Annotated in this window: 14 protein-coding genes and 1 pseudogene; 4 read left to right on the forward strand and 11 right to left on the reverse strand. The window is 46.5% G+C overall.

Features of this window, described 5'->3' with window-relative positions:
• Positions 1 to 263: pseudogene (locus FVR03_RS02700) on the reverse strand (hypothetical protein); the annotation flags it as partial.
• A 333-nt stretch (positions 264 to 596) separates the two neighbouring features.
• Positions 597 to 1,625, reverse strand: a complete 1,029-nt coding sequence (locus tag FVR03_RS02705) for an aldo/keto reductase (protein WP_147920229.1) — start codon at positions 1,623 to 1,625, stop codon at positions 597 to 599.
• A gap of 493 nt (positions 1,626 to 2,118) precedes the next feature.
• Here FVR03_RS02705 and FVR03_RS02710 point away from each other — a divergent pair, with 493 nt between their 5' ends.
• On the forward strand, positions 2,119 to 2,547 hold the full coding sequence (locus FVR03_RS02710; protein WP_147920230.1) for an Xre family toxin-antitoxin system antitoxin: 429 nt from the start codon (positions 2,119 to 2,121) through the stop codon (positions 2,545 to 2,547).
• Positions 2,544 to 3,005, forward strand: coding sequence for an RES family NAD+ phosphorylase (locus tag FVR03_RS02715; RefSeq protein WP_147920231.1), 462 nt, complete (start codon positions 2,544 to 2,546; stop codon positions 3,003 to 3,005). Before FVR03_RS02710 ends, FVR03_RS02715 begins: the two co-directional genes overlap by 4 nt.
• Positions 3,006 to 3,055: 50 nt before the next feature.
• Here FVR03_RS02715 and FVR03_RS02720 read toward each other — a convergent pair whose 3' ends face one another.
• From FVR03_RS02720 to FVR03_RS02735, 4 genes are all read right to left on the reverse strand, one after another.
• Entirely contained in the window at positions 3,056 to 3,496 is a 441-nt protein-coding gene (locus FVR03_RS02720; RefSeq protein ID WP_147920232.1) for a lysozyme inhibitor LprI family protein, read from the reverse strand.
• Positions 3,497 to 3,758: 262 nt separating this feature from the next.
• Positions 3,759 to 4,193 (reverse strand): NAD(+)--rifampin ADP-ribosyltransferase, encoded by a 435-nt coding sequence (gene arr / locus FVR03_RS02725; protein ID WP_147920233.1) that lies wholly within the window; start codon positions 4,191 to 4,193, stop codon positions 3,759 to 3,761.
• A gap of 158 nt (positions 4,194 to 4,351) precedes the next feature.
• Positions 4,352 to 4,915 (reverse strand): hypothetical protein, encoded by a 564-nt coding sequence (locus FVR03_RS02730; protein WP_147920234.1) that lies wholly within the window; start codon positions 4,913 to 4,915, stop codon positions 4,352 to 4,354.
• Positions 4,916 to 4,927: 12 nt separating this feature from the next.
• Positions 4,928 to 6,385 (reverse strand): phytoene desaturase family protein, encoded by a 1,458-nt coding sequence (locus tag FVR03_RS02735; RefSeq protein ID WP_147920235.1) that lies wholly within the window; start codon positions 6,383 to 6,385, stop codon positions 4,928 to 4,930.
• Positions 6,386 to 6,823: 438 nt separating this feature from the next.
• Here FVR03_RS02735 and FVR03_RS02740 point away from each other — a divergent pair, with 438 nt between their 5' ends.
• On the forward strand, positions 6,824 to 7,486 hold the full coding sequence (locus FVR03_RS02740; protein WP_147920236.1) for an HAD family hydrolase: 663 nt from the start codon (positions 6,824 to 6,826) through the stop codon (positions 7,484 to 7,486).
• 309 nt (positions 7,487 to 7,795) lie between these two features.
• On the opposite strand, the gene araA is transcribed toward FVR03_RS02740, so the two are convergent.
• Both araA and FVR03_RS02750 read right to left on the reverse strand, forming a co-directional pair.
• Complete coding sequence (araA, locus tag FVR03_RS02745; RefSeq protein ID WP_147920237.1) at positions 7,796 to 9,295, reverse strand: L-arabinose isomerase; 1,500 nt, start codon at positions 9,293 to 9,295, stop codon at positions 7,796 to 7,798.
• Between the two features lie 82 nt (positions 9,296 to 9,377).
• Positions 9,378 to 11,252, reverse strand: a complete 1,875-nt coding sequence (locus FVR03_RS02750; RefSeq protein WP_147920238.1) for a sodium/sugar symporter — start codon at positions 11,250 to 11,252, stop codon at positions 9,378 to 9,380.
• A gap of 248 nt (positions 11,253 to 11,500) precedes the next feature.
• On the opposite strand from FVR03_RS02750, the gene FVR03_RS02755 reads away from it, so the two are divergent.
• Complete coding sequence (locus FVR03_RS02755) at positions 11,501 to 11,746, forward strand: hypothetical protein (protein ID WP_147920239.1); 246 nt, start codon at positions 11,501 to 11,503, stop codon at positions 11,744 to 11,746.
• A gap of 69 nt (positions 11,747 to 11,815) precedes the next feature.
• On the opposite strand, the gene FVR03_RS02760 is transcribed toward FVR03_RS02755, so the two are convergent.
• The 3 genes from FVR03_RS02760 to FVR03_RS02770 all read right to left on the reverse strand — a co-directional run bounded on the left by FVR03_RS02760 (position 11,816) and on the right by FVR03_RS02770 (position 15,044).
• On the reverse strand, positions 11,816 to 12,514 hold the full coding sequence (locus FVR03_RS02760; RefSeq protein WP_147920240.1) for an L-ribulose-5-phosphate 4-epimerase: 699 nt from the start codon (positions 12,512 to 12,514) through the stop codon (positions 11,816 to 11,818).
• A gap of 8 nt (positions 12,515 to 12,522) precedes the next feature.
• Positions 12,523 to 14,247, reverse strand: a complete 1,725-nt coding sequence (locus FVR03_RS02765; RefSeq protein WP_147920241.1) for a ribulokinase — start codon at positions 14,245 to 14,247, stop codon at positions 12,523 to 12,525.
• Between the two features lie 71 nt (positions 14,248 to 14,318).
• Positions 14,319 to 15,044: an NUDIX hydrolase gene (locus FVR03_RS02770; RefSeq protein WP_147920242.1), complete on the reverse strand. Its 726-nt coding sequence runs from the start codon at positions 15,042 to 15,044 to the stop codon at positions 14,319 to 14,321.
• Positions 15,045 to 15,502 lie beyond the last annotated feature (458 nt).

Raw genomic sequence — 15,502 nt, forward strand, 5'->3', positions numbered from 1 at the left:
TTTTGTTCGTTAAAGTTACGTTTGGCTTCAATTACAAAGTGCGTAGCAGCTGTTTTTGCTGTTGAAAAACGTTTTATGTACTGCTCCCTGAATTTTTTTTGCTGATGCAATTCCTCTGCAGAGCTTACCTGGCTTACCGGCACAACATCGGCCAGCGTGATGGCGCGGTGCGTCTCCTGTTGGTGTTCTGTTAAAGCATTTTGCGTGTTGCAAGCACCCAGGCAAATAACCATAGCGCTTGCCGCCACTCCCCATAATCGCATAAAATATTTATTGGTTAGCAGCTATAACGCCAGCGGCTCTAAAATAGTGCTATATGATGTGTGAAGGAATGTAAAAAACCCTTCTGTAGGTGCAGAAGGGCTTTGCAATAGTTATTTGTTCGCTCCGGCTGTCATGGTGTCTGCTTCATCTGGTTAGCTGCCGCTTTATTGCATTAAATTGTTAAGACTTCATTTAATGCGGTTGTTACAAAAAGAGGAGCTTCTACTTATCTGCTGAATGGTATTTGCTCAAATTATTCAAATCAAACAGCCCTTCCAACAAACTTTTCAGGTTTTTTGGCCAAGGCTTCAGATCCGTGTATAAAAATAAAACTATTCTTCCGGATAACGCTCACGCATCTGGCGTTCTACCATCCAATCGGGATAGGAGGGGGCGGGTTTGCTTACCGCTTCGAGTTGCTGCAGCTCTTCTTCAGAAAGCTGGAAGGTGGTGGAGTGGATGTTGGAGCGCAGCTGGTCCGGGTTTTTAGCCCCGATTATGGTGCTTGTTACGCCCTTCTGTTGCCGTACCCATGCCAGAGCCACTTCTGCCGCCGATACACCACGGCTTTCGCCCATGCGCAGGAGTACCTCGATTATGTCGTAGGCTTTTTCTTTGTCAATTACCGGGAAATCGAAGTTATCGCGGCGAGACTGGCCTCCGGTGTTGGTTTTGTCGCGGGTGAACTTGCCAGACAAGAAACCACCTGCCAGCGGGCTCCAGGGCATAAAGCCCAGCTTCTGATCTTCGGCCATTGGTAGCAGGTCGCGCTCCGAATCGCGGTTGGCAATGGCATAGAAATACTGCATGGCCGCAAACTCGTGCCAGCCTTGCTGCCTGGCAATTCCGATGGCTTTCATTACCATCCAGGCCGGCCAGTTGCAGACACCTACATAGCGCGCTTTACCGCTTACCACCACATCGTGCAGCGTTTGCACCACCTGTTCCACCGATGTCAGCTTATCGACTCCGTGCACGTACAGCAGGTCGATGTGGTCCATCTGCAGGCGCTTCAGGCTTTCGTCTACCGACTGCATAATGTGGTAGCGGGAGAGGCCGATGTTGTTAGCACCCGGAGCCATGCGTCCGCGAACCTTGCTGGCAATAAAAAGCTCGTTGCGTTGCAGCCCCGTCTGCTTCAGGCTTTCCCCCAGCAATTGCTCCGACTGCCCGTAGGAGTACACATTGGCCGTATCTATGAAGTTTATGCCAGCGTCTACAGCCATCTTCAGCAGCTCGTTTACCTCCTCTATTTGTTGTTTGCCGATTGCTTCCCAGTAGCCTTCGCCACCAAACGTCATGGTTCCGAAACACAGTTCCGATACCAGCACGCCGGTATCACCAAGTGGGTTAAATTTCATAAGTTTTATTATTGGTTTTTAAATTAGTTAAGTTTTACGCGTGTGCTTTTGTTTAAGATGTTCCTCCTGATCTGTACCTCGGGTAAAGCCGCCATATACTGCTCCTCATGTCACTGGCAGACCCTTGAGGTTGCACGATCAGTTTTTGCTTTGGAAGGCTGTTTTCATTTAAATAATTGGGGAAATAGCCTTTATGGAGTTTCCGCTTCCATTCCTGCTGTTGAAGGATGTGTTGCGTAGGTGAATTTCGGATACCAAAACCAAAAAATCAAGTTCTTCTTATGCAGCAAGGCTTCAGTAGGAGCCGCAAGCGTACAAATAGGACAGATCATTTTCGGAACCATATTTAAGCAGGAGCAGAAGAGCACTCATTAAAATAATAGGCCATGGCAGAACCAGTTAAAAAGGTATTAAACTAATTTAAGACAAATGGCGTTATAATTCTGACAATTTACGTATATTGAAATTAAAATCTAATAAACGCGAAAGTACCATGGCTGAAGCATTAAAAATTGATAGCAACCTAAGCTACGACCTCACCGACGACAGGAACCTGCTGGCGCTGGTGCGGGCTGCCCGGCAAGGAATTAAATATGAAGCGTTTAAATCTATTGCCGATAAAAGTCCGTTCAGCACCGATGAATGGTCTGGTTTCCTGCACCTGTCGGAGCGCACTTTTCAGCGTTACAAAAAAGAGAAACGCACCTTCGACCCCATTCACTCCGAAAAAATAATTGAAGTAATTCTGGTTTATAACAAAGGCATTGAGGTATTTGGCGACCAGGATAAATTTAACATTTGGCTCGAGACCCAGAGTGTGGCGCTGGCCGGCCTTAGACCAAAAGAACTGCTGGATACAACGTTCGGCATCAGCCTGCTAAAAGACGAGCTGACGCGTATAGAACATGGCGTGCTGGCATGATCGTATACCGCCTGAGCAAAGGCAGGTACCGAAACGACCTGTCGGGGAAAGGAGCGGAGCTGGCCGGTGGGCGGTGGAACAGCAAAGGTGTGGCCATGCTGTACACCAGCGAATCGATTGCCCTTTGCACCGTAGAGATTGCCGTGCACACACCACTCGGCATTGTACCAAACGATTATTACCTGGTTAGCCTGGAGGTGCCGGATGAGCTGCCTATACTAGAGCTGCCCCTAAAAGACCTTCCCCGCGACTGGAAACTTTTTCCGCACCCCAACTCTACCCAGGAAATAGGTGACTCATTTGTTTTTGATGCTAAGTTTCTGACACTGAAAGTACCCTCTGCCACTGTACAGGGTAACCATAATTTCCTGCTAAACCCCCGCCACCACGATTTCCGGAAGGTAGAAATTGTAGATGCTGTACCTTTCGCGTTCGACCAGCGGTTGTTCGTGAAGTAGGAGGGGCAATAGGTTAGGGAGGTCGAGTAATAGTAGGTAAGAGGATTAAGCTATTTACTTTGATGCTTTTGACTTTCAGCCAGTTTTATCAAAAGTTCTTCTACTCTTTTCCTTACAAACCGGGCTTTGTCATCAAAGGCTATCATTCTGCTGTCGCTGCCTGCAAACCCATCTTTGTTTTCGGCAGCGAGCGCAGTATCAACCTCTTTAAAATAGGCATCTCTCCTGGCAAGCCAATTCAGTTGTTCCTTTTTTAGGGCAGCTTTCTCCAGTAAATTAAGCGGATGGCGGAGATTGTTATAAACAACGTTAAGCAAGCTATCCATTTGGTAGTAGTAACCTTGGAAGCAATTGAGCATATTAGATCCTTTGTCCAAACAGGTTTGGTAATGCCTGTCGATGCCGTTAAACTCTGTTACTGTTTGTGCCCGAGTTGAAAAGGTAAAAATGATGAAAAAGCCTAAAAAGAGTGCTCTTCTTGTTTGTATCATCTTTGGGTACGTCAGCAATTAGTTTGTTTCATGCAAAGAAAGGGCTGTCAGGGGATCCCCCAAGGATATTTGCGAACGAATGAATCAATAGTAATACTAAATTTCTTCTAAAGCAAAAGAGGCTAGTGCTCTTTCAAATTAAAAATTAGAAATGAGGTAGAGAAAGCACGTTTGCTGGGCTTTTAATTCTAAAAACTAAATTGGAAGAGCACTAGTATCACCTGGTTTGTCTTAAGTTCGTTTAGAAAATCTGGCACTTACGCTAATCTTCTATTGCTTCTATTCCTTGTTCGGCAAGTTTCGCTAATCCATCTTTCATGGCCTTAACCTGTTCTGCTGAATGCCCCTGCCAAATCGTAACTTCTCCAACAACTTTAAATGGATGTTTTGACCGGTAAGACATGGTGGGGTTACCCGGAAATTTTTTGTCGGTTAAATTCGGGTCATCCTCTATTATACCTGTAGGCTCTACTACATATATTCTTTCGCGCCCTTCTCCTGAAGCAAGTTCAGCTCCCCAGATGGCTGCATCCAAGGTTGCTGTTAAGTAGATGTATGTAGCTTTATTCTTTTGCCCATAATTTGAGCTGATTCCAGTCTGTATAAAATTGCCGATTTGTAAGTCGACCTTTGTGCCGTGGAAGTAAGTCTGCTTAAATGGACTTGGCATCAAATTGTTCTCACTCTTATTTTCCATAGTCAACTAAAATTAGATTTTTAGACCACTTAAAATCAAAAAGGTATTTTGCATCAGGAAACAATCAACAGCTGGTAATACCTGTGCTTTAATTAAATTTTGCTGTTAACCTATCGTACATCTAAGTTCATAATCTCTTCCGCCTCCTACAGGCCTTATTATTCCGGCCAATGTTCCGGAAGAGACTTTTTCGCCAGCTTTGGTGCAATTTTTTCATGTAGTTGCTTTAGAATATAAGTTACATCTGCTTCATATTCTACATAAAGATCTTCGTGCATTTTCCGGAGCTTTTGCAGCACTGCTTCCATGCGTTTAATCAGGTAATTTTGAAGTGTATCGGCGCGGTACAGGTGAGTTACTATAAAAGCCCCATGTAGTTCCAGGCATTGGCGCAGCATGTAAAGCGTCAGCTGAATTTCACCTTCTTTGTCTTTGGTGTGCTTTACGTGGCGGGTAATCTCTCCATTAAGCGAGCGCAGGTCCATCATCAGGTAACCCGGTGAGTAGGGTTCGTAGGCCAGCATGTCGTTAATGCGGCTTGTCAATTCTTCACGGCGCTGCATGAGCGAGTCGCCCTGCTCTACAAGCTCAAATTGCAGACGCTCCACCAGGTCGGGGTTTAGCTTGAGCAGTCGGTAGAGCAATTTATCCTTTTCGGAGTGGCTGAGCGAACTGATGGCTTGTTTCAGTTCCGGGCTAATGGCTGGTGCACTTTTTCTCATACGAATGGCAGGCTATTTAAGAGACAGTGGTTTCAGATTGAAAATATCTTTGAGGGCGCGGCTGGCAGCATGGTAGCCGCACATGCCATGCACACCGCCGCCAGGTGGCGTAGACGAGGAGCAGATGTAAATACCTTTGGCAGAGGTCCGGTATGGCGACGGACGCAAAGCCGGCCTGGTAAACAACTGCCCGATATCAATAATACCACCGTTAATGTCGCCACCAATGTAGTTGGCATTATACGTCTCCATCTGCAGCGTGTTCATCACGTGCCTCTCCAGAATCAGGTCGCGGAAACCGGGGGCAAACCGTTCTACCTGCTTCTCGATGGCCGTGGTCATATCGACCAGGGAGCCATTAGGCACATGACAATAGGCCCAGGCGGTGTGTTTGCCTTCCGGAGCGCGCGAGGCATCGAAAAGGCTCTGTTGCGCCAGCAGTACAAACGGCTTTTCCGGATGAAGACCTGCTGACGTTTGTTTCTCAGAAGCTGCAATTTCCTCCAAAGTATTCCCTAAATGTATAGTTCCGGCCTGTCGGCATTCCGGAGCGGTAAAGGGAATAGGACCATCTAAGGCCCAATCCACTTTAAAGACGCCCATTCCATAACGATACTTCTGCAGCTGCCATTTGTACACCGAAGAGAACTGGTGTCCTGCGATTTTCAGCAGCTGCTTTGGCGTAACATCCAGCAGCACGGCATGCGATGAGGGCAGCTGCTTCAGTGAATGCACATACAAGCCGGTTTCAATTTTTCCGCCTAGCGAGGTAAAGTAAGAGGCAAGAGCATTGGCAATACTTTGCGAACCACCTTTGGGTACGGGCCAGCCACGCAGGTGCCCCATCGCCATAAGCACCAGGCCAATGGCAGAGGTTGTTAAATTGCTGAGCGGCTGAATGGAGTGAGCTGCCATGCCTGCCCAAAGCCCGCGTGCCTCCATGGTTTCGAAACGCATTTTAGCCAGTAGCTCTGCCGAGGTGAGGGCGTTGAGGCCAAAGCGCGCTAAGGCAAAAGGGTGCTTTGGTATGGTAAGTGGTCCTAAGGTGGCATGGGCTATATTGGGCCAGTCTGTTACGACACGCTTCATGAGCTGCAGGTAAGATTCCTCATCCGCTCCTAACAGGCGGGCCGTTTCAGCGATCGATTTTTTGAGCACTGCCGCTGTTCCGTTATCAAAAGGGTGTGCCGCTGAGATGGGAGGAGTCAGGTACTCGAGCCCGTGCAGGTGCAGGGGCAGCGCCTTGAACAAAGGCGACTCAGCTGCCAGCGGATGAATAGCTGAACAGATATCGTGCACAAAGCCCGGCAGTGTAAGCTCAGCAGAGCGCAACCCGCCGCCAATGGTATCCTTGCCCTCTATTACCAGCACCGACAGCCCAGCCTGCTGCAAGGTAATGGCAGCGCCTAAGCCATTCGGCCCGGAGCCTACTACAACGGCATCGTACTCTCTTTTTTCAAGTTTTCTCAAAACAGATCAATTTAAATTTTGGGCTTAGCGAGAGCCGCGACAATATTGTATTTTACTCGCGTAGGTTAAGTCAGCATCAAACTAAAATTAAAAAAGGCAATACTAACTACAGGCGTTGAGTTGTTTTAAACAAATATAAGCGAATCTGGTTTTTAACAAATGTCCCTCTACCATTTAGCCTTCATTTTATGATGAAGCAATAACTTGCCGTAGTAATTATTCTAATGAAAACCGCCTCCAAAAGGTTTTTTGCCTTACATGATCCAAGGGTGTTCAATAAAATTATAGGCGGACTTTTCTGAAAAAAATAAGCCAGCAGCAATACCTGTGTGCAGTTTCTGTGTGGGGGCAACTGCGCGGTTTCGTTTCAAAATCGGAACCTTTTGCTGCAATTTTCAGAAAGATGTTTTAGATTGCCACAAACTAGTTTAATAAACTATGAAATTACAACCCAAAGCTCTGCTGTTCGATCTGAACGGCACCATGATTGACGATATGCAATTCCATACCAAGGCCTGGCACCAGATCCTGAACGAGGACTTGGGCGCAACGCTGTCGTATGAAGAAGTAAAAGGCCACATGTATGGCAAGAACAGCGAAGTGCTGGCCCGTATTTTCGGCAAGGAGCATTTCCCGGAAGACCGGGTAACCGAAATTTCTTTTGAGAAGGAGAGAAGGTATCAGAAAGCCTATTTCGAGCACCTGAAACTTATTAATGGCCTGGATGACGTTCTGGAAAGGGCGCACCAGCACGGCATTAAAATGGCTGTTGGCTCTGCCGCCATCCCGTTTAACATCGATTTCGTGCTCGATAACCTGAACATCCGGCAATATTTCGGTGCAGTGGTTAGCGCCGACGATGTAACCGAAAGCAAACCAGACCCGGAAACATTTGTAAAAGCAGCTCAGTTACTAGGCATAGATCCGGCAGATTGTGTGGTGCTCGAAGATGCGCCAAAAGGAGTGGAGGCAGCCAGAAACGCGGGTATGCAATGCGTGGTGCTAACTACCACGCACGAAAAAGATGAGTTCAGTGCGTACGATAACATTCTCTGCTTTATCACCGACTACACAGATCCTAAGGTAAAGGAGCTTTTCTAAGTTTTCATTCTGAATACCCTTGAATCAAAAATGCCCCTAAACGCTTTTGAAGGAGGTTTTCATTCGAATAATTGGTAAACTATGGACTGAAAACCAGAAACGGTACGTGAGGTTATTTTGGCTTATTTACCAGATTTTCTTCCAATACAGTAAAAGGTTAAAGTGAAAATAACAAAACAAAAAGAGCGGGTTTAGGCCCGCTCTTTTTGTTTTACTTTGCTACTGCATTTTAGCTATTTAAGCAAAAAAAAGCAGCTTAAAGACTATTTATAATCTAGTATCTAAACTCTAGCATCTAAAATCTAACTACTAGCGGTACAGCTGGAAATAAGCCTCGCTCCAGCGCAACTCATTTTTAAGGTTGCTCAAGGTGGTATCTTTTCCTATTCTAACGCACTCAATGCCAGCCATTTCAGCGAAGTCTTCAAGTTGCTCGGCTGAAATGTTTTGGCTGTAGCAGGTGTGGTGGGCACCACCGGCCAGAATCCAGGCAGCGGCACCTGTTTTCATGTCAGGAAGTGGTTTCCAGAGTACGCGGGCTACAGGCAGCTTCGGCAGATCCTGCTGCGGATCAACAGCTTCCACTTCGTTTACGATTAAACGGAAACGGTTACCCATATCCACGACAGAAGCGTTCAGAGCAGCGCCACCTTTGGCATTGAATACCAGGCGTACCGGATCTGCTTTACCGCCAATACCTAGAGGATGGATTTCGCAGGATGGTTTGTCGGCTGCAAGGCACTCGTCTACTTCCAGCATGTGTGAACCAAGTACCAATGAATTTCCTGGTTCGAAGTGGTAAGTATAGTCTTCCATAAAGGCGTTACCACCTTCCAGGCCACTACCCATTACTTTCATGGCTCTTACCAAAGCAGCTGTTTTCCAGTCGCCTTCGCCGGCAAAGCCGTAACCTTCGTTCATGAGGCGCTGAACAGCAATGCCTGGTAACTGTGGCATGCCGTGCAGGTCTTCAAACGTGTCGGAGAAACCTTTGTAGCCACCAGCCTCTAAGAAAGTGCGCATGCCAATTTCAATTTTAGCCGCCTCTCTTAAAGACTCTCTTTGTGCACCACCTTCTTTTAGTGGTTCAGCTATGGTGTATTTTTCTTCGTACTCGGCTACCAGCGCATCTACTGCTTCTTCGCTAACCTCGTTTATTACTTTTACAAGGTCGCCGATGCCGTGGGTGTTCACAGCGAAACCAAATTTCAGTTCAGCCTCTACTTTGTCGCCATCTGTAACGGCTACAAAGCGCATGTTATCGCCGAAGCGCACAAATTTAGCACCTTGCCAGTCGTACCAGCCACAGGCTACACGGCTCCAGTTACCGATTTCTTTCTGAACTTCGGCTTCCTGCCAGTGGCCAACCACTACTTTGCGGTTAATGCGCATACGCGAAACCATAAACCCGAACTCACGGTCGCCGTGGGCGCTTTGGGTCAGGTTCATGAAGTCCATGTCGATGGTGCTCCACGGAATGTCGCGGTTAAACTGGGTGTGCAGGTGCAACAAAGGTTTCTGAAGAACTTTCAGCCCGTTGATCCACATTTTAGCAGGAGAGAAGGTGTGCATCCAGGCAATTACACCTACGCAGTTTTCGGCCACGTTAGCTTCCTGGCAAATTCTGAAGATCTCCTCTGTTGTTTTAACCACCGGCTTGAAAACAACACGAACGGGTACATCGGCAGCCTGGTCAAGACCAGCAGTGATTTCTGCTGAATGCGCATCTACCTGTTTCAGCGTTTCTTCGCCATAAAGGTGCTGGCTACCTGTAATGAACCAGACCTCAAATTGTTTTAAATCTATCATGATAATAATTGTCTAATCTACAATAACAAATTAAGCTAAAAAAAAGGTGCTTACCAACTTTCGTTAGTAAACACCCTTTTTATTAGTACCAGAGGAAATAATAAATGAGAAACAAAATTACGACGATACCAACAGCACCTATATTAAATGCTGTGCCCGTGTTAAATAATGTCGGATCTGATACGATGGCTCTCTTATCGGCCAGCTCAACCCGGGCATTTGTATAAAGTATTATACCGATCATAAGGAGCATGGCTGCCATAAAGTAACCAGCTTCTATGGCCAGGTGGCTGTACTCTTGCGCAAAAATAACTGTTAGCACCAGTGCCACTAAACCCAACGCAAAGAACATGTAAGAGTACGCTGTAAGCTGACGCTGTCTTTTTTCATCAGGAAGCGGCATTTTAACTTTAGCGCCTGTTTCCAGAAAGCTGATAGCACAGGCGATAATGCAAAGGATAATGAACACATACCCCATGCGCAGCAGGAACGGCATATCAGGGCTAATGATTTTGAAAATTATACCAGCCGGAATAGTGGCAATGGCGGTCCAGAGAGCTGCATTTGGTGTAATCTGTTTCCAGAAAAGGCCCATGCCGAATACAGCCACTACGCCAGGGTAAATATAACCTGTATACTCCTGAATATATTGGAACACCTGGTCCAGAGAGGCCAGCTGAGGCGCTACCAGGGCAGCTATAGCTAAAGATACCAGGGCAACAATACGCCCAACACGTACCAGCAGTTTGTTACTGGCGTTCGGGCTAAAGTAAGGTTTAAAAATGTCCATGGTGAAAATGGTGGAGGTACTGTTCACCATCGAGGCAAGCGAAGAGACAATAGCCGCAGCAAGAGCCGCAAAAGCTAAGCCTCTTACACCGGTAGGCACAAAGTTCTTCAGCAGCCACGGGTAAGCCTGGTCAGATTTTGCTATAGTACCAACGGCTTCGACTGGCTTACCTAAAATAACAGCAAGTTCTTCCGGGGTGTGCGCATTTAACAATACATAAGCCGTAATACCCGGGATAACTACGATAAGCGGCATCAGGAGCTTCAGGTAGCCGGCAAACAAAAGGCCTCTTTTTGCCTCGTTAATACTTTTGGCAGCAAGTCCTTTTTGGATAATGTATTGGTTAAAGCCCCAGTAACCGAGGTTGGTAGCCCACATGGCACCCGCAATTACCGCAATACCCGGTAAGTCAATAAAGGCATCCTTCTGGCCACCTGTGCCGTCCGGGATCATCAGATGCCCTTCCGGAATAATCATAGAGAAATGGTCTCGGCCTTTTTCATAGATGTTTGCCAGACCAGCAAATATGCCTTCGCCCTCACCTACTGCATCCAATGCCAGGAAAGTGGTAACCAGACCGCCGCCCACCATAAAGAACACTTGGACAACGTCAGTCCAGGCAACCGCTTCCAGGCCACCATAAATAGAGTAAATGGCAGAGAAAAGCAACAGGCCTATGATGCCGTACACCAACGGAACACCCATAATCTGCTCCAGTGCCAGCGCACCCAGGTAACTTACAGATGTTAAGTTTACAAATACATAAACCAGTAACCAGAAAACGGCAAAGGCTGTACTAACACCTCGGTTAAAGCGATCGTTCAGGAACTGTGGCATGGTGTAAATACCTTTGTCGATGAACACAGGCAGGAAGTATTTTGCCACTATTATAAGCGCGAGTGCGGCCATCCACTCGTAAGCCGATATGGCCAGACCAATGGCAAACCCGGAGCCGGAGGTGCCAATAAAGTGCTCTGCCGAAATGTTGGCCGCAATAAGCGAGGCGCCAACAGCCCACCAGGTGAGCGATTTGTCTGCCAGGAAATACTCCTGTGCCGTCTTTTCTACACCTTTCTTCGATCTCGATACCCAAAGTCCCATAAAGATGATGACGCAGGCATAGAGAATAAAGACGATGTAATCCAGTGTTGAGAATCCAGAATTCATGTGTCAGTTTTAGTGTTGTGTGAGTTGGTTTTGTTTAAACAGTTTTTCGAATTTGATTTAAATATAGGGATTTTCTTTTACGCCTAACTTATGCTTGGAAAATAGTAGGCACATTTTTTTCAAAATGAAAGGAATACGTATGTTCGTTATGCTTTTTTACCCATTCTGCCCGTTGCAAAGCTGCTTAACCGTTAAAACTATTTTCTTAGCGGAAATAAGAAATAAGAGGTTCTGACAGAATTATTTAAATGAAATGGTCCTTCCAAAGCAATTTCTTCTCAAAAGTGCCAAGGGTTACCTCACACCTTAAGCCACTACTGCTGCTAAAATGCCGCTCAACCCTTGAGAGTGAAAAGCATAAAAACCTTTTGGAAGGGGTATTTTATTTAAATAATTGGATAGAGGTTGAAACAAGAACCAAAATTAAAATAGCAGTTATTCTTTCAGATGAAGCTAACTTACAAGAAAGAGAAAAAGCAGCCAATTTACCCTAGTTGATGCACCGGAGTAAAAGGGCTGCTTTTTGCTGATGAAGGAACTAGCTGCATTAGGTGTCTGAAATGCTATTGGCCGTAATAAGAGCCGGCCCCATGTTTCCGGTCGTAGTGCTTGCGAATAAGCGAATCCTGTAAACGCGGAACACTTGGCCTGATTTGCTCGGTGAGGTAGGCCATGCGCGCTACTTCTTCTACCACGGCACTGTTATAAACAGCCTTTTCCGGTGTTTTACCCCAGGTAAAGGGAGCGTGGTTGCCTACCAGCACCATTTCCATTTCTTCGTAGCTCATGCCTTTGCTCTCCAGGGCATTCATAATCTGGAAACCAGTCTGGTACTCATAATCGCCCTGAATCATCTCATCGTTCATGGGAGGAGCGCATGGAATGTCGAAGGTGTTGTGGTCGGCGTGTGTGGTGCCGTAAATCGGGATGTCGCGTTGTGCCTGTGCCCAGGCGGTGGCGTAGGTGGAGTGCGTGTGCACAATGCCGCCAATGTTCTCCCAGTGCTTGTAGAGTACCGCATGGGTTTTAGTGTCAGACGACGGCCGGAGAGAGCCTTCCACAGTTACCCCGTCAAAGTCAACGATCACCATTTTCTCTGGCGAAAGATCTTCGTAGGGTACGCCACTTGGTTTAATGGCAAACACACCCAGATTGCGGTTGGCGGCACTCACGTTACCAAAAGTAAAAAGAACTAAACCCAGTTTTGGGAGCTGCATGTTCGCCTGGTAAGCAGCTTCCTTAATATCTTGATATTTATCCATTTGTAAACTTATCTTACAACTTCTTCTTGAACATCTGAAACCTCTTCCGGTTTGGAGCTTACGGTTTGCTTTTCAATGGCATTTCCCAGCTCTGTGAACTTACGGAAGCGCTTGGCATAAACAGCAGCCCGTGCAGCATCTGGTGTGTATTCGGCATCGAAACCTTGCCCCATAGCAGCCATGGCATCTTCTACGGCAGGGTAAAGGCCAGCAGCAGTGGCAGCAAACATAGCGGCTCCAATAGCACATGTCTGCTCCGACTTATGAATCCGGATAGGCATGTTCATCACATCGGCCATCATCTGCATAATAAAAGGAGACTTACGTGCCACACCACCTAAACCGATCAAACCCTTTACCGGAACACCCTGCTCAATAAAGCGGTCTACAATTTTTTTTGCTCCGAAGCAGGTCGCTTCTACCAAAGCTCTGAACACACGTGGTGCATCGCTTCCTAAACCTAGTCCGGCAATGGCACCTTTCAGCATCTGGTTGGCATCTGGCGTGCGGCGACCGTTAAACCAGTCGATAGCAAACTCGCTGTTTTCGGTAAGAGGCAAGGCTGCTGCCTGTTCGGCCAATGTCGGTATTATTTTATCAGATAACTCTTCGATAAGGGCTTTTGCTGTTTCAGCATCAACAACTTTTGAGTCGGTCAGCAGGTTCTGCAGCGGCCACATCACGAGGCGCTTAAACCAGGCATAGGTATCGCCGAAAGCCGACTGGCCTGCCTCCAGACCCATCATGCCGGGTATAACAGAACCAGGTACTTGGCCGCAGATGCCATTTACCAAGGTATCTGCTAACTCTGCGGTTGGTGCCACTACCATATCGCAGGTAGAGGTACCCATTACTTTACTCACATAATAAGGCTCAATCTGGCCACCTACTGCACCCATGTGGGCATCAAAAGCGCCTACACCTATCACTACATCTGTTGTAAGACCTAGTCGGTCGGCCCATTCCTGGCTCAGGTTTCCGGCAGCTACATCAGAAGAATACGTATCTTCAAACAGTCTTTCTCTGAAGCCTTTCAGGAGCGGATCAAGAGTAGCGAAAAATTCTTCTGGTGGAAGACCACCGAACTCAGCTGCCCACAAAGCTTTATGGCCTGCAGCACATACGCTTCGCTTCATCTGCGCCACATCCGAACCGCCTGTCAGCAGGAACGGAATCCAGTCGCAATGCTCTACCCAGGAATAGATGGCGCCACGCACCTGCTCATCGGCACGGAGCACATGCAGCAGCTTAGACCAGAACCACTCAGAAGAGTAGATACCGCCTACAAACTGCAGGTAATTGGTGTCGAACTTGGTGGCATGCTGGTTTATTTCTGCCGCTTCGTGTACCCCGGTGTGATCTTTCCAGAGCACAAACATAGCATTAGGGTTTTGCTCAAAACCAGGAAGCAGTGAAAGTGGAGTTCCTGTTTTGTCGACAGCTACAGGCGTAGAACCAGTGGTGTCTACAGATATTCCCTTTACAGCTGCCGCTATTGCGGGGTCGCCTGCTTTTGCCAGACAGTCTTTTATGGTATGTTCCAAACCTTCCACGTAATCCAGCGGGTGCTGGCGGAACTGGTTGTCGGCTGGAACGCAGAAATCACCTGCTTTCCAACGTGGGTAGTAATACACAGAGGCAGAGATCTCCTGGCCGTTGGCGGCATTAACCAACACGGAGCGCACAGAATCTGACCCGTAATCTACTCCGATAACGTATGAATCTTTGTTCAAGGCTTTAAGTTTTAATTTTGTGTCAAATTAACACTTATAAATCTAAAAAAAAAAGCTTGAGCTAATTAAAGTTAGTTAAGTGATGTTTCGTTTATCAGAAATTTATCAGGCTTCGGAATAAAATTCAGAAACGACTGAAAATCATCGAGATACTTTGTCTGGTCGAGTTTGTAATAAAAGGCCCCTTTTTTGGAGCTCTCCTTATCTTTGTCGGCTTGTTTAATTAAAAGGCCTGTAGAGAGGAGCTTTCGGCTGAAGTTCCGTTTGTCGAGGGTGGTGTCGTAAAGCCCTTCGTAAAGCGCCTGCAGCTGCGGAATGGTAAATTTTTCGGGCAACAGCTCGAACAGGATAGGGTGGAAGGCTGCTTTGTAGCGCAGGCTGTTTTTGGCCATCTCTACCATTTTCTCATGGTCGAAGATCAGCTGTGGCATTTCCTTAATAGGGAACCATTCTGCATGGTAGTCTTTGCTGAGTTGTTTCTCGTATTTATGAATGTCGATCAGGGCAAAAAATGCAACGGCAATTGTTCTCTCCACAGGGTCGCGGTTCGGGTTGCTGAAAGCCTGCAACTGCTCCATGTACACATTTTCGAGACCGGTAAGCTGTTTCAGAATTCGATTGGCAGCCTGCTCTAAGGTTTCCTCAGGACGAATAAAACCGCCCATTAAGCTCCACTTTGCTCTTTCGGGCGCAAAGCCGCGCTGCACAAGCAGTAGTTTGTAGTTTTCACCATCGAAGCCGAAAATTATGCAGTCAACAGCTACCAGTATGCGGGTCTGGCCAGAATATTTAATCATTATGCGGATGTTGTATTGTTTGCTTCTGCTATATTGAAGAAAAAATCACGTAATCTCAAGTATTTCCCTGACTTCTATTGATTTTTCTAAAATTTTATCAGTAAAATCGGTTTTTATATATTAATTAACTAGCGTTCGTGTATTTTTTAAGTACAATGCACCCTTAGATCTTTTGTACTGGAAGGGTTTACCAGTAGATGGAGAATTCAGTAGTTACGTAAAAATTACTGACTTTAATTTGCTGTTATCGCCTCAAGCAAGGTAGCTTCAGGAAGTGATGCTAGCTTAGCAGCAATCCTATATAGTATACGAATTTTTATTTAACAAGTGTCTCCTGCACTTTTATTTTAAGATGCTTTACAGGTTATTGCTACAAATGAAGTTAATTAAATTTAGCTTACTTACCCTTGAGGATTTTTGTAGAGAATATTGTTGGAAGGCCAATTTTATTGGAAAAA

Origin of the sequence: Pontibacter qinzhouensis, assembly GCF_008017455.1 — a bacterium.
In the GTDB taxonomy this organism is placed as follows: Bacteria; Bacteroidota; Bacteroidia; order Cytophagales; family Hymenobacteraceae; genus Pontibacter; species Pontibacter qinzhouensis.

Excerpts from the sequence above, each read along its gene's own strand:
- FVR03_RS02770 (WP_147920242.1), bottom strand. The coding sequence starts at position 15,044 with ATGATTAAATATTCTGGCCAGACCCGCATACTGGTAGCTGTTGACTGC.
- FVR03_RS02730 (WP_147920234.1), bottom strand. The coding sequence starts at position 4,915 with ATGAGAAAAAGTGCACCAGCCATTAGCCCGGAACTGAAACAAGCCATC.
- FVR03_RS02760 (WP_147920240.1), bottom strand. The coding sequence starts at position 12,514 with ATGGATAAATATCAAGATATTAAGGAAGCTGCTTACCAGGCGAACATG.
- arr (WP_147920233.1), bottom strand. The coding sequence starts at position 4,193 with ATGGAAAATAAGAGTGAGAACAATTTGATGCCAAGTCCATTTAAGCAG.
- FVR03_RS02755 (WP_147920239.1), top strand. The coding sequence starts at position 11,501 with ATGAAATGGTCCTTCCAAAGCAATTTCTTCTCAAAAGTGCCAAGGGTT.
- FVR03_RS02740 (WP_147920236.1), top strand. The coding sequence starts at position 6,824 with ATGAAATTACAACCCAAAGCTCTGCTGTTCGATCTGAACGGCACCATG.
- FVR03_RS02750 (WP_147920238.1), bottom strand. The coding sequence starts at position 11,252 with ATGAATTCTGGATTCTCAACACTGGATTACATCGTCTTTATTCTCTAT.
- FVR03_RS02720 (WP_147920232.1), bottom strand. The coding sequence starts at position 3,496 with ATGATACAAACAAGAAGAGCACTCTTTTTAGGCTTTTTCATCATTTTT.
- FVR03_RS02715 (WP_147920231.1), top strand. The coding sequence starts at position 2,544 with ATGATCGTATACCGCCTGAGCAAAGGCAGGTACCGAAACGACCTGTCG.
- FVR03_RS02710 (WP_147920230.1), top strand. The coding sequence starts at position 2,119 with ATGGCTGAAGCATTAAAAATTGATAGCAACCTAAGCTACGACCTCACC.
- FVR03_RS02705 (WP_147920229.1), bottom strand. The coding sequence starts at position 1,625 with ATGAAATTTAACCCACTTGGTGATACCGGCGTGCTGGTATCGGAACTG.
- araA (WP_147920237.1), bottom strand. The coding sequence starts at position 9,295 with ATGATAGATTTAAAACAATTTGAGGTCTGGTTCATTACAGGTAGCCAG.